Origin of the sequence: Halovivax limisalsi (assembly GCF_023093535.1) — an archaeon.
Taxonomy (GTDB): domain Archaea; phylum Halobacteriota; class Halobacteria; order Halobacteriales; family Natrialbaceae; genus Halovivax; species Halovivax limisalsi.
This window is the reverse complement of the sequence record NZ_CP095757.1, coordinates 2,800,018-2,813,554: the sequence shown is the minus strand read 5'-3', so window position 1 is coordinate 2,813,554 and position 13,537 is coordinate 2,800,018. Positions and strand designations below refer to the sequence as shown.

11 protein-coding genes are annotated in these 13,537 nt (G+C 68.8%); 4 read left to right on the top strand and 7 right to left on the bottom strand.

The genetic code is table 11. From position 1 onward, the window contains the following. Positions 1–30 precede the first annotated feature (30 nt). The gene (locus MXA07_RS13090) at positions 31–1,503 is read left to right on the top strand and encodes a lipopolysaccharide biosynthesis protein (RefSeq protein ID WP_247729041.1); all 1,473 of its coding nucleotides are present in this window, start codon (positions 31–33) and stop codon (positions 1,501–1,503) included. A gap of 60 nt (positions 1,504–1,563) precedes the next feature. Here the strand turns inward: MXA07_RS13090 and MXA07_RS13085 are convergent, their stop codons facing one another. The 6 genes from MXA07_RS13085 to MXA07_RS13060 form a co-directional block, all read right to left on the bottom strand. Beyond that, positions 1,564–2,805, bottom strand: coding sequence for an inositol-3-phosphate synthase (locus MXA07_RS13085; protein ID WP_247729040.1), 1,242 nt, complete (start codon positions 2,803–2,805; stop codon positions 1,564–1,566). Positions 2,806–2,940: 135 nt separating this feature from the next. Next, positions 2,941–4,296 carry a glycosyltransferase family 4 protein gene (locus MXA07_RS13080; protein WP_247729039.1) on the bottom strand — a complete coding sequence of 452 codons (1,356 nt, stop codon included), beginning with the start codon at positions 4,294–4,296 and terminating at the stop codon, positions 2,941–2,943. A 2-nt stretch (positions 4,297–4,298) separates the two neighbouring features. Beyond that, positions 4,299–6,068: a sulfatase gene (locus MXA07_RS13075; protein ID WP_247729038.1), complete on the bottom strand. Its 1,770-nt coding sequence runs from the start codon at positions 6,066–6,068 to the stop codon at positions 4,299–4,301. Further along, positions 6,065–7,051, bottom strand: a complete 987-nt coding sequence (locus tag MXA07_RS13070; protein ID WP_247729037.1) for a glycosyltransferase family 2 protein — start codon at positions 7,049–7,051, stop codon at positions 6,065–6,067. The genes MXA07_RS13075 and MXA07_RS13070 overlap by 4 nt, the downstream gene beginning before the upstream one ends. Beyond that, positions 7,048–7,314 (bottom strand): hypothetical protein, encoded by a 267-nt coding sequence (locus MXA07_RS13065; RefSeq protein WP_247729036.1) that lies wholly within the window; start codon positions 7,312–7,314, stop codon positions 7,048–7,050. Before MXA07_RS13065 ends, MXA07_RS13070 begins: the two co-directional genes overlap by 4 nt. 165 nt (positions 7,315–7,479) lie before the next feature. Next, a complete protein-coding gene (locus MXA07_RS13060) occupies positions 7,480–8,460 on the bottom strand; it encodes a DUF7972 family membrane protein (RefSeq protein WP_247729035.1) in 981 nt (326 codons plus the stop codon). Between the two features lie 107 nt (positions 8,461–8,567). On the opposite strand from MXA07_RS13060, the gene MXA07_RS13055 reads away from it, so the two are divergent. Both MXA07_RS13055 and MXA07_RS13050 read left to right on the top strand, forming a co-directional pair. Then, on the top strand, positions 8,568–10,073 hold the full coding sequence (locus MXA07_RS13055) for a glycosyltransferase family protein (RefSeq protein ID WP_247729034.1): 1,506 nt from the start codon (positions 8,568–8,570) through the stop codon (positions 10,071–10,073). Between the two features lie 77 nt (positions 10,074–10,150). Beyond that, positions 10,151–11,068 (top strand): NAD-dependent epimerase/dehydratase family protein, encoded by a 918-nt coding sequence (locus MXA07_RS13050; protein ID WP_247729033.1) that lies wholly within the window; start codon positions 10,151–10,153, stop codon positions 11,066–11,068. Between the two features lie 74 nt (positions 11,069–11,142). Here the strand turns inward: MXA07_RS13050 and MXA07_RS18305 are convergent, their stop codons facing one another. Further along, entirely contained in the window at positions 11,143–11,910 is a 768-nt protein-coding gene (locus tag MXA07_RS18305) for a high-potential iron-sulfur protein (RefSeq protein WP_425492159.1), read from the bottom strand. A gap of 247 nt (positions 11,911–12,157) precedes the next feature. Between MXA07_RS18305 and MXA07_RS13035 the strand changes: the two genes are divergently transcribed. Then, entirely contained in the window at positions 12,158–13,513 is a 1,356-nt protein-coding gene (locus tag MXA07_RS13035) for a 4Fe-4S ferredoxin N-terminal domain-containing protein (RefSeq protein ID WP_247729032.1), read from the top strand. Positions 13,514–13,537: the final 24 nt, after the last annotated feature.

Below are 13,537 nucleotides of genomic sequence, written 5' to 3'. Positions count from 1 at the left end.
GGATCGTTGGCTCCGGGCAACGAGGCGATAATGACCACGCCAGACGACGTTTCGTTCGGCCGCGAAACGCTCAAAGGGGTAGCTGCGAGGCTGGCGATGTACCTGTTCGGCTTCGCGGCCACCGCGTACTTCGCCCGCGAGCTCGGTCCAGCGGTGTTCGGGGGCTTCTTCCTCCTGCTCTCGGTCGTCCAGTTCGCGAACCGCGTCCCGCACGGCCTGGGCGGGGCGTGCCAGAAGCGCCTCGCGGAGGTGGACACGTCGAACGAGGAGCTCCTCGGGCTGACCCTCGGCGCGACCGTCGCCTGCGGGACCGTCGCCGCGACCCTCGCGTTCGTCGGTCGCGACCTCCTGATCGCGTACACCGGGATCCCGAACGCGCCCGTCCTCGCCGTCGCGCTCTTCGTCTCGATGTCGACGTTCCTCCCGCTCCAGTTCCTGCTCGCGGGAACGGGACGGTTCGGCGTCACCCACTGGATCGACCTGGGTCGGGAGGTGCTGAAGACCGTCCTCCAGTTCGGACTCGTCGTCCTCGGCTTCGGCGTGACGGGGATGACCGCGGGATTCGTCGTCGCAACCCTGTGTTTCCTGCCCGTCCTCTTCTGGCTCCTCGGACTTCGACCTGCGGTCCCGACCCGGGCAACGGCGGTCCGCGTCTGGGAGTACGCGAGGTACAACGTCCCCACGAACATCGTCGGGAAGGCCTACACCCGGTTCGACGTCTTCCTTCTCGGGTGGGTCGGATTGACGGCGTCGGTCGGCTTCTACGAGGTCGCCCTCTCGGTGACGGGACTGGCGACGCTCGTCTCGGGCGTCGTGATGGACGGGCTCATCAGCAAAGTTAGCGATCTGTCGAGCAGGGATCTCGCGATCGGCGAGACCGTCACGGCCGCGATCTCCTACACGAGCGCGATCGCGATCCCGCTGCTCGTGATCGTCGTCTTCCTCGGCGACGCCGTCGTCGAGGCGATCTACGGCTCGGCGTACGCGGCGACCGTCCCCTTGCTCGGGGGGATCGCCGTCTATCGGATCCTCCAGACCCAGCGAGAACCCCTCGACAGCGCCGTCAAGGGGATGGGGCGACCGGACACCGCCTTCAGAATCTCGGCGGTGACCGTCGCCGTCAATTTCGCGCTCGGGGTCCCCCTCGTCCTGACCGTCGGTCCGATCGGCGTGATCGCGGCGACGATCGCCGCGGAGTCGCTCCGCTGGGATCGCCTCCACAGGGCGCTCCGCCGGAACGGTGCGACCGTCCCTCGATTCCCCGACCCGCTCCGGATCCAGTTTCGAAGCGCCGCGGGGATGGCCGCCGTCGTGGCCGGACTCACCCGGCTCGGCTCCGCCCCCGGGCCGGGTGAAGTCGCGCTCGTTAGCGCTCTGGGCGTCGCCACGTACCTGACGCTCCTGCTGGCCCAGGACCGGCGCGCTCGGAGGACCGTCGTCGCGGCCGCGCTCGCCGCTCGCGGCTTCCTCGGCGCCGACGAACCGGTCCGGGCGGTGCACTAGCGGGAGGACGAACGAACCGACGATACGACCGCCCGTTCCCGCCGCCCGTCGGAACCACCGTCAATCGGTTCGCGCTTCAGGGGACGGCAACGGTTCGCCGGGACGCTCCCCCGTCCGCTCCTCGACGTACTCGGACAGCATGTCGAGCTGTCGGGAGAGGTCGTGCTCGTCGACGTCGACCGGGGCCTTGAAAAACGAGGCGAGGTGGCGCTGGAGGCCGGACTCGCCCCGCTCGTCGGCGTGGGAGAGCAGGCGCGCGAGGTCGAGCGTCAGCGGCGCCGCCAGCGCCGAGTCGGAGCCCTCCCACGTGAACTGCATTTTCATCTCCGTCTCCAGGAAGCCCTCGAAGTGGACGTAGTCCCAGGCGGTCTTCCAGTCGCCGAGCGACGGCGTGTAGTCGATTCGAACGCGATCGTGGTCGATCTCCGGGAGTATCCCGTCGAGAATTCCCCCTTTACTCGCCAGTTTTCCGGCCTTGTTCCGATCGTCTTCGAGGACGTGGCCGTCCGTGTTCCCGAGGACGTTGTGGGCCTCCCAGCTCATGACGCGCAGATTCCGCCCGGCGAACATCGGGGCGAGCGCCGCCTTCACGAGCGATTCGCCGGTTTTCCCGTCCGCGCCCGTGTGGGGGACGTCCTCGTCGACGGCGAGTTCACGCAGCCCGCCGAGGGAACTGCCGGGACTCGGCGTGAAGTTCGCGTAGGGGTGCCCGTCGGCGAGCGCGGCGTACGCGTAGAGCGAACTCGCGGGCAGCTCGCGGTCGTCCGCTTCGATCGCCCGTTCGATCGCCGCCCGATCGGCGTAGCGTTTCGGGTTCGACAGCTCGGGTTCGGTCGAGGCGACGTTGACGACGATCACCCGATCGAGATCGTGGCGGTCGCGAAACGCGGCGTAGTCGTCGCGGAGCCGTTCGACGATCTCGGCGACCGATCGGTCCGCCTCGAGCGGGGGACCGTCGGCCAGTTCCCTCACCCGGGGCCCGCAGTTCAGCGCCGTCCCGCGGCACACGCGCTCGTCGATCGTCTCGAGTTCGTCCGCGACCGCCTCTATCGTGTCGTTCGACGGAACGCCACCGCCGGCTTCGAGCCGTTCGGCGGCGTCGCGGAGGCTGCGATTCCGAATGTCGTGACCGGCGAAGGTCAGGTCGCCGACGTCCGGCAGGTCGAGCGTCTCGCAGGGCGGTCGCTCGGTGACCATCCCCGTCGTGGCCGTTTCGCCCCGGGCGATGGCCAGCGCGCCGACGATCGCCGTCGTCGCGATGTTCCCCCGAGCGCCGACGAACCAGACGCCGACGTCGGTCACCGCCGGTCACCCCGTTCGACGGATGCGCTCGCTCGACCGGTCGGATCGATCGCCGATGCGCGACGACTTTGCTCCGTCGACCGAAGGCTCGGAACGAAATCCATGCGTACGTCGACACCGCGCGTCTGTAAATAGCTACCACTTGCTTTCGTGAGGAGGCGTCGTTCCCTCCTCGTCGGGTGGTCTCTGGCCCCAACGAACCGCTTCGAGCACTTCCAGGTACGCCTCGACCTGCGCGTCGAGGGTGAAGCGATCGCGAACCTTCTCGCGGCCGCTAGCCCCGCAGGCGGACGCGCGATCGGCGTCTCCGAGGATCGGCCCGAGCGCGTCGGCGAGCGCCCGCACGTCGCGCGGATCGACGATTCGTCCGTCGACGCCGTCGTCGACGAGTTCGGACGCGCCGCCGAACGCCGTCGTCACGACGGGCGTCCCGGCCGCGAACGCCTCGAGGTTGACGGTCGGGAACGGATCGAGGTAGACGGCGGGCGAGGCGACGACGCGAGCCGACCGCAGCGCGGTTCGGAGGGCCGGTCGGGGGATCCACCCGGTCGCGACGATGCGATCGGCGGCCGGACCGGCGATGCGGCGCATGTCCGCCACGTAGCTATCGTCGCCGGTCACGAGGAGCCGTGCGTTCGTGAGGCCGTTCTCGCTTTCGGCTCCTCGGTTCTCGACGAGGTCTGCGAACGCGGCGGCGAGGTGGGCCGCGCCCTTCTCGTAGCTCGTTCGGCCGGCGAAGCAGACGAACGGGCCGTCGCCGAGCCCGTGTCGGCGGCGGAACTCGGCCTCCGCGGGGGCCGCGACGTCCGCTTCGCGATCGAACCGTGCGGCGTCGACTCCGTTGTGGATCACCCGCGAACAGTCGACGCCGTTGACGGCCAGTCCTCGTCGGAGCGCCCTGCTGACGGCGATCCCGACGTCGACGCACCGGGAGAGGCAGCGACGGTTGGCAGGGTTGCGAATCGGGACGTAGCGGAGCTTCTGTTCGAGCGCCTGCTCGACCGGCGAGACTTTGTACGCCGAGTCCGGGAGCGCCGGAGCGTCGGCGTCGTCCGCGAATCCGTCAGGGGCGCGGTCGGCCACGGTCGTGAGTTCGCCGTAGGAGACGGTTCCCGCGTCGTGGAACGTCTTCACGACGGGGAGGCCGCGTTCGTCCGCGATTCGGAGGCTCTCGTTGGAGAGGTAGTGGACGTTGTGCGCGTGGACGACGTCGGGTGCGATGTCGGTGAGAAGCCCCGGAAGCGCGTCGGCGACCAGCGGATTTCGTAGCGTGAGGTACGGGAGTACGCAGCGCGGCCGGGGCGTCCACACCCGATGGACGACGACGCCGTTCTCGATCGATCGACCGCGGTCCGCCCGGTCGTCGACCGTCGTGATTACGTGTGCGTCGTGCCCGTTGTCGACGTACCCCTCGGCCAGCCGGGCGGTGATGGTCTGGGCACCGCCGGCATCCCACGGCGGGTAGCCGTCGGAGAGCAGACAGATACGCATCGTCACCGGTACCCGAGTTGGGAGAGGCGATCTTCGACGCCGGCGGGGATATCTCGCTCGTCGGCGTCCCCCGCGTCGGATCCGGTTCGATCAACGGCAGCGTCACCGCCGCTTCCCTCGTCCGCCGACTCCGCGTCGTCCGTCGCGCTGGCGTCGATCGTCCCGAGCGCGTCCTCGAGACGGGTTCGGACGTCGTCTGGGATCGCGTCGAGGGGCACGGTTTCCGCCTCGTTCGCGCCCCAGTCGATCCGACTCGCACGGAAGCGAGCGCTGTCGCCCGTTCCGGCCGATCCGACGGTTCCGGTCGTCGCGGTCGACTCCGACGGTCCGGACCGGTCGCCGACGACGAGATCGAGTTTCCACCGGCCGAGAACGGCGGTTCGGCGCCGACGAAACAGCTTCTCGGTCGGGACGCCGTCGGGCGGGTGCGATCGCACGACGCCCTCGTACGACGCCCGGGCGACGCTCCGGTGATCGTCGTCCGGTAGCAACGACCGCGACGGATCGTACTCGAGCCCGGCGAGCGCCCGGACCGTCTCCGCCACGTAGTGGGGTTGTACGAGGTCCGTCCGCTCCCCGCCGTCGAAGACGCCCGGGTAGCGCGCGACGAGGGGGACGCGCAAGAGGGGAAGGCGGATCGACGCCTGATGGTCGAGGAGGGTCCGCTCCGTCCCGTCGCGGGTTCGTTCTGTCGCCTCGGCGCCGTCGCGGGAGTCGCTCGCGACGACGCGCTCCCCGAGGTGTTCGCCGTGGTCGCCGGTGAGCACGACCACGGTCCGGTCGGACAATCCGCGCTCGTTCAGGGAGTCGAGCAACCGCCCGACCGCGCGATCGGCGTACCGAACCTCGTCGGCGTAGCGCGTTCGCAGGTACGTCACCTCGTCGGGCGAGAGGCGTCGGTCACCGGTGCGGATCGCCCAGAGATCATCCATCAGCGACGCCAGGTACCGGCGTTCGTCGGCGTAGTCGTCACAGCCCGGCGGGCGCACCGCGTCCGTCCGGTGGTCCGCCGGGACGTAGAACGGCAGGTGCGGGTCCATGAGGTGGACGTACATGAAGAACGGCCGACCGTCGGGATTCGCGGCCGCCTCGGCGAATCGCTCGTCGGCGAGCCGGACCGCCCGCTCGGACGCGCGGACGTCGTCCAGCCAGGCGTCCCCCGTCGCCTCCGACAGTTTGAACGCCGCGGCGTTCCCGAGGCTGCGCAGCGGTGCGTCGGCGGCCAGCGCGCGTCGGATCACCGTCGCGTACCACCGAGGCCCGCGGGCCACGCCCCGGGAGAGCTCGCGGACGTCTCGGCCGCCCTCGAAGCGGCGGTGGTCGGGCCCGGTGAACTCGTCGACGCGATCGAATCCGGACCCCTGCGGGAGCCAGTCGCCGATCCACGTTTTGGGCGAGAGGTGGATCGTCCGGTAGCCCGCCGAAGAGAGGGCCTGCTGGAGGGGGCGGCGCCCGCGGTCGCCGTCGTACTCGTAGCGCAGCGAGGTTGCCCCGTGTTCGGCGGGATCCAGCCCGGTGAGCAGGCTCGTCGCGCTCGGCAACGTCCACGGAGCCGGGGAGATCGCGCGGCGGAAGACGGTCCCGCCGGCCGCGAGCGACGCCGCCGCTGGCGTTTCCGCGGGGCGATGCGAAGCGTCCGATCCCGGCTCTCCCCGGCGGTCGAATACGCTTGCGCCGTACGGCCCGAGCGCGTCGGCACGACAGGCGTCGACGACGATCAGGAGGACGTTCGGTTCGGACGGAGGTGGATCCGGTCCGGACGGGCCCCTCATCGACCGATCACCCCGTCGGACGCCTCGACGCCGGCTCCGACGAACCGGCGCAACCGCCGTTGGAAGGCGTACACGCCGCCCATTCCGGCCCCGTACGCGGCGTCCGAGCCGGTGAGCGAGAACAGGTACGCCGCGATCGGATTCAACCGGGTCGGGTCGAGGCGCACCGCTCGAGCGAGGTACCGCCGTCCCTCCCGGACGCCGCCGGACTCGCAGTACGTCGCACCGACGTCGGCGAGTAGCCGCGCCCGCGCGTCGCGCGGGAGGTCGTACCGTGCGAAGAGTCGGTCGACGGCGATCGCGAGGTTCGCGGGGTCGGCCGAGACGTTCTCGCCCGGCGTCTCGGCCCCCTTCTCGACGAGCGGTTCGTCCACGTACGCGAACGCACAGTCGCGGGAGAGGCGCAGACAGAGCTCCCAGTCCTCGAAGCACGGGAGCGATTCGTCGAACCCGCCGACGCGTTCGAGTGCGCCCCGCCGCGCGAGGAGCGTCGAGGTGTACGTCGGGACGGCGAGGTGGCGAAGGTCCTCGCGCACGTCGCCGGACGCGCCTGCGCGGGCGATCGGCTCGCCGTCCCGCTTCCCGATGCCGCAGTACGCGACGCCGTACTCGGGTGGGCTGCCTCGCAGCGCCGACACCTGCTCTCGGAGCTTCTCCGGGCGCCAGCGGTCGTCGGCGTCGACGAAGGCGACGAGGTCGCCGTTCGATCGGTCGATCCCCAGGTTTCGCGCGGCGCTCACCCCTCGCGGCGAGTCCCGTCGGACGTACGTCAGGTGCGGATCCTCGACGGACTCGACGACCGCCCGCGTCCCGTCCGTGGACCCGCCGTCGACCACGATCAGTTCGACCTCATCGTACGTCTGGTCGAGGACGCTGTCGATGGCCCCTTGGAGCGCGGGTGCGCGCTCGTACGTCGGAAGGACGACGCTCACGAGGGGCTGGCCGGCGGACGGCCCGTTACGGTCGTCGACCTCGTCGGTCATGCCGCGTCGCGATTCACGAGCTTCGAGAACCGACTGTCCTCCTCGTAGACGAGCGCGAGGTCGCTGTCCTCGAACTCATCGAAGAACTCGTCCCAGGATAATTCCTCGAGGTCATCGTCCTGGTCGCCGAAGTCGATTCGGAGGAGCCCGCCGTCGCCGTCGCCCGTTCCTTCGACGCGCGCGGGGCGACCGCCGCGCTCTTCCGCCCACTCCCGGATCGTCTCGTGATCGGTCGTCGTCTGACTAGCTTCGTCGTCGGTCACGGTGTCTCACCGCTGCTCCCCGACACGGGTCGTGCACTTAGTTCTGCAGCGAGCAGCATCCGGGCCGCCAGCGGGATCCGTCGGAGCCTCGCGATTTCGAAACCGAGCGTGCGTTCGATGGCGACCCGTGACCACTCGTCCCGTCGCGCGAACCACGCGCGAGCGTCACTCGTCCGATTCGGGGACGAACGGACCGTACGCGGCCGTCCGACGCGCGATCGTCGCCACCTGGAGCACGTACGCGCTGAGGACGGCGAGCGGGGCGAGCGTCGAGACGACGATCGTTCCCGCGACGGCGACGAGCGCGACGCGCGGCAGCGTTACGCCCGCGATGTCGCGGTAGGTGAAAATGCCGACCGCGGCGACCGTCACCGCCGGAATCCCGGTGTAGACGAGGTACCGCGAGAGGCGGGCCAGCTGCCGTTCGACGACCACCGTTTTGAGGAACTGTCGCGCGGCGTCCACCTCGAGGAACAACTCGTACATTCGTTGGAGGCCGTCCGTACCCCCTTCTCCGCGGTCGGAAGATCGCTCTCGCAGCCGTCTAATTTCGTGAAACTGGTGGCTATTTCTGTAGAAGAGGACGACGAGCAACGTCCGGAGCATGCTCTCCCCGTTCGCATCCAGCTCCTCGTTCGCACGATCCGCTTCGCCGCCGATCGATTCGGCGATCGACCCTATTTCCGGCGTCGTCCGCCCTCCTTCAGGCGGGGCCGACCGGTGCTGGAGCTCTTCGGCCGTCGCAGAGATCGCGGAGAGCAGCGTCTGAAAGAACGTCGACGCGTGGGGCGAGGCCACGCCGGTTTCGGCGAGGTCCTCGACGCGCTCTCGAAATTCCGTGACGGTCGTACGCCGCTCGCGGAGGTCCTCGATCGATCCGAATTCGTGGGAGAGGACGATCTGGTTGACGCCGACCGTGATGGGAATCAGCGTCAACAGTCCGTTGACGGCGCCGTTGAGGAACCACATCATGCGCCGGGGAGTGGTCACCGTCGCGAGCTCGAGGATCGCCACGACGACGAACGCCGAACCGACGCCGAGCAGGAAGAGGAGCGAAACGAGGAGTCTGTTTCCGGTGAGCAACAGCCACCGCGTCCCTCTGGCGGTGAACCCGTCACCGGTCGACGCGCCGTACGACTCGTCCATGCGGTTCTACGAAGTATGCGAGCGGGCGACATAATCGCCGACGGTGACAGTGCAGCCCTCGTCCGTGGAAGGTGTAAGCCCCTCCTCGTAGTAGGGCCCGGAAACCGATGCGGATACTGTTGATCCCGGAAGTGTACCGTCGCGACGACCTCTCCGCCAACGGCACGGTCAACGACGCGATCGCCTGGGTGAGCGCGTGGCTCGACCGGGATCCGCGCGTCCACGTCTACTGGCTCCTCCCGCCGCGCGAGGCGGCCGACTACGACGCGGCCGACGTCCACGCCGATCGGGAGCGGGTGACCCTGCTGGAGGCCGAGCCGGCGGGCGCGGAGCTGGAGCCGACGGCGATGTTCACCGAAGGCGGCTACAGCGACGCCGAACTGCAGGCGATCGAGCGGGAGATCTACGAGCCCGGCGGGTTCGTCGACGTCGTCGTCGACGGCCGTCGCGTGGGGCGTCGAACGCTCGTGAAGTGGTTGCTCGAACGCGTCGACCAGTGGGCGGCGCGCGTCCGGCCGTTCGACGTCGTCGCCAACGTTCACGACCTGCAGATCCCCAGGAAGTACCGCTACTGCTCCTATCGGAACGCCTACCAGGGACGGATGGAGCTGTGCGAAATCGCCCTCGCTGACGGGGCCTGGTTCACCGCGCCGGTCGACGCCCGCGAATTCCGCGAACACGCCGCCGACTTCCTCCGCCCGGACGTCCTCGAGGCGACGCTGGACCGGAGTCGCGTGATTTACAGCCCCGTCGAGTTCGACCGGTTCGAGGAAACGTACCCCGACGAACCCGAGTGGCTCCACGTCGCCGGCTCGCTCTGGGAGAAGAAACGCGCGGACGTCGTCTTCGACGTCGCCGAGACGCTCCGCGAGCGGTTCGGAATCCGGACCCTCGTGACGAGCGTGGAGGATCTCCCCGCGAGGTACGCCGAGCGGGAGTGGGTCGAGGCTCGTCCGCGCGCCGACCGCGAGACGTACGAACGGGCCCTCGCACGCGGGGATCTCGCGATCTGCGCCAGCGAGTACGAGACGCTCGCCCGGACCTGGTTCGAGCAGGCCGCGAGCGGGCAGGTGCTGTGCCTGCGCGACGAGCCGTGGGTGTACGACTGCGTGCCCGACGACCACCCGCTGGTCGGGCCGATCGAGGACCTCGAATCGCTCGTCGTCCGGGCGGTCGAACGGTGGGACGACGCGGTCGCGGCGAACCGCTCGCTCGTCGAGCACCTCCGGACCGTTCGGTCGCCCGAGCGCGTCGGCGCGCGGACGCACGAAGACCTCCGTCGGCGGATCGACTCGAAGGTCCAGCGGTACTCGCCGGGTGACTCCGCGGCGGACGGTGAGCGCGTCGAAACGGATGGTGATGGGCTCGGCAGCGAAAGCGGTTGCGGTGGAGCGGTTTCGAGGGTTGCAGCCGCGATGCACCGAATCGACGGGGACCGAATCGCGCTCGACGAACTCCTCGACCGGATCCCCGGGACCGCCGGCCTCGAGCGGGACGAACCGTACTCGGCGGTTTCGACCGTCGACGCGATCAACGCGCTCCGCGCGCTCGGCTGGGCCGACGCGGCCGATCCGGGGACGCCGACGTTCGTGCGGACGTCGCGCGGGTTCTGAGCCGTCGCCCCGTCCGTCTCGAGGGCCCGTCACTCGCATGTTCGGGCACTTTCCACGATGCCACCGTCTACGCGCCCATGCGGAACACTCGCGTCTCCGTCACGGGCGGCGCCGGCTTCATCGGGTCGAACCTCGCAAATGCGCTCTCCGCAGAACACGACGTGATCGCCGTGGACGACGAATCGCTCGGAACGCCGGCGAACCTCGAGCCCGCCGTCGAGTACCGGCGGCGGAGCGTCCTCGAGGACGACCTCCCGACCGACGTGGACGTCGTCTTTCACCTGGCAGCACGCTCGTCGTACCCGATGCACGAAGCCGATCCGGCCGACGGCGCGCGCATCAACGTCGAGGGATTCGCGAACGTGGTCGATCAGGCCCGTCGAGACGGTTGCGATACGGTGGTCTACGCGTCGACGTCGTCGATCTACGGGAGCCGGACGGAGCCCACCCCCGAGGACGTAGCCGTGACCGCTCGGACGGGCTACGAGGCGTCGAAGCTGGCCCGCGAGCGCTACGCCGAGTACGTCTCGCACCACTACGGCATGAGCGCGGCCGGTCTCCGCCTCTTCTCGGTCTACCAGGGCTACGACGGCGCCGAGGCGCACAAGGACCAGTACACCAACGTGATCGCGCAGTTCGCGGCCGACATCGCCGGCGGGGAGCCGCCGGAGCTGTACGGCGACGGAAGCCAGACGCGGGATTTCACGCACGTCGACGACGTCGTTCGCGCGTTCGAGCGTGCCGCGGAGCACGAACTCGACGGAATCTACAACGTCGGAACCGGACGAGCCACCGACTTCGAAGCGGTCGTCGCGATGATAAACGAGGCGCTCGGTACCGCCGTCGATCCCGAGTACGTCGAAAACCCGATCCCGGCGGACGTCTACGTCCACGACACGCTCGCCGACGCCGGTAAACCGCGTGCGGCGACGGGGTGGCGACCGACCGTCGATCTGGAATCGGGGATCGAGCGAGTCTGCGAACCGTACTGCTGACCCACGACTGGCGAGCGACTCGGTCGGTTGGAATCTCGATCCCAATTACCGGTGGCGGAGCAAGCGAGCGTCCCTCACGCCAGATCGATCTCTCCGACCATCGTGTTCGGGTGGACCTCGCAGATGTAGGTCACCATCTCGCTGTTGGCCTCGAACTCGAGCCACTGATCGTCGCCGGGATCCTCGACGATCGGCGTTTGCAGACCGTCGATGACCTCGTTGCTGTCCCCGTAGATCGCGATATTGTGGGGGGCGCCGTCGCCCTGACTCCAGCCGATCTCGTAGGATTCACCGTCGTGGAGGACGAGCGACGGGTTCGTCAGGCCCTCGATCGAACTCGGCGCGATACCGACCCAGCCGGACGTCTGGCCGTCGAATTCGATGCGCGTTCCGGGTTCGATTTCGACGGATTCGGCCGCCTCGTCCGTCGCGATCTCCTCGCGCGGCGCCCATAGCCCGCACCAGTCGACCGATCGAACCTGCCCGGCCACTTCCGTGCAGGCGCCGATGGCGTCGCCGTTCTTGTCGTCGATGTAGAACCGACAGTTTCCACAGAGATTACCGTCGACCGCGTGGCACACGTAGCCAGCTTCCTGTTTCGAAGTGAGTTCACCCGGGGGTTTTCGGTCGATTCCGCTGATGCTCAGCGACGTCCGCTCGCTCTCGGGGACGTCCTCCTCGAGGTCGTCCAGGCAGTAGTCCGCCGGCGGCTCCCGGTGGGCGAGTTCTCCGTCCGCCGGCGGCAAGTTGAGACACCCCGAGAGCCCCGCGATGGACCCGCCCGCTGCGAGATAGAGCAAGCGCCGTCGCGATGGGGGCGCGGACTCGTCCCGGTTCTCCATGGCCCGCCTCTACACCGTTCGCCGTTATAATTCCCCGCCTGCACGCCGGGATCCGTCGACGCCGGCCGGGAGCTCGTCGAATACCGGCGCGATTGACCGGTTTCTCAGCCGGGATACGGTTATATAGGGATCGTTGTTGAAAGCCGCCACGAAAGGCTATGTCAGGGTTCGTCGTGCGCATTCGATCGGGAGGGTCGGCAGCATCGATCGACGGCCGCCTCGCGGAGGATCCGGATGGGGGATCGCAATGACCGAAGTACCGTCCGGATCGGACGAAGCGGACGAAGAATCCTTCCATCCGATGGGAGCCGAGTGGGAGGCCGAACTGGAGGCGATGCTCGAAGAGACCGAGTACGACACCCAGCTCGGAATGGAGATGGCCAGGGACGCCATGAAGGTCACCGAGGGCGAACTCTCGGAGGCCGCGTTCCACGACCGCTACCACGAGGCGGTCGAAGCCGAGTTCGGACGGGACGACCGCCCCACGCTCGAGGCCTACGAAACCGCCGTGGACGCTGACGACGGAGCCGGTCTCTTCGGCGACGACGTCGACAGACGCGAGGTCCTCAAGAAGATGGGCGCCGGCGGGGCGTTCCTGGGCCTCGGTGCGCTGGGGACGGTCGACGACGAAGCGGACACGGCCCAGGCGGCCACAGCAGCCGAAGACGGGGACGAGTCCGGCGTTCAGTGGGGAATGAGCCTCGACGTCGAAGTCTGCGACGGCTGTCTGGCGTGCATCCAGGCGTGTCAGGAGGAACACCGGTGGGATCCCGGCATGAACTGGATGTACGTCCTCGACTGGGACGACCCCGAGGCGGAACTCAACTCCGGGCAGGGCAGACTCATCAGGCCCTGTCAGCACTGTACCGACGCGCCCTGCGAGAAGGTGTGTCCGACGACGGCCCGTCACACGCGCGCGTCCGACGGGCTCGTGCTGACGGACTACGACGTTTGCATCGGCTGTCGCTACTGCCAGGTGGCCTGTCCCTACGGCGTCAACTACTTCCAGTGGGACGAACCGAACGTTCCGCTGAGCGAGATCGAGGAGGATCACTACTACGACGCTCGCGGTCGCCCGGTGTCGAGCCGGGCGCCGCGCGGCGTCATGAGCAAGTGCACCTTCTGTCCGTCACGTCAGGACGGTTCGCGCGGCGAGGAGTTCATCGGGCGTACCGCGTGCGAAGATGCCTGTCCGCCGGGCGCCATCCAGTTCGGCGATATGAACGACCCGGAGAGCGATCCCCGACAGTACCTCGAGGACGTACCGCTATCGCGGCTCGAGGCGGCGGAACCGCCGAACGAGGAACTGCAGACGGCGATCGCCATCCTCAGAGGCGAGCAGGAGCCAGCCGCGGACGCGGCGGATGGCATGACCGAGGAGGGCGCCAGGGAGCTTGTCGACACCGCGGCCGGAACCAGCGTCTCGACGTGGCAGCTCCTGGCCGACGTCGGTACCGATCCGAATGTCATCTACGTCGGGGACGAGCCCGGGCCCCACGCTCACCAGGTGCCGGGCCCCATCTCGTACGAGGCGGCCGGCCTCCTCGATAACAACATGAACCGAACCGAGGAGGGAACCGTTCGCTTCGAACTCTCGGGGTGAGCCGATTTTGGCGCGCGAGCGCTG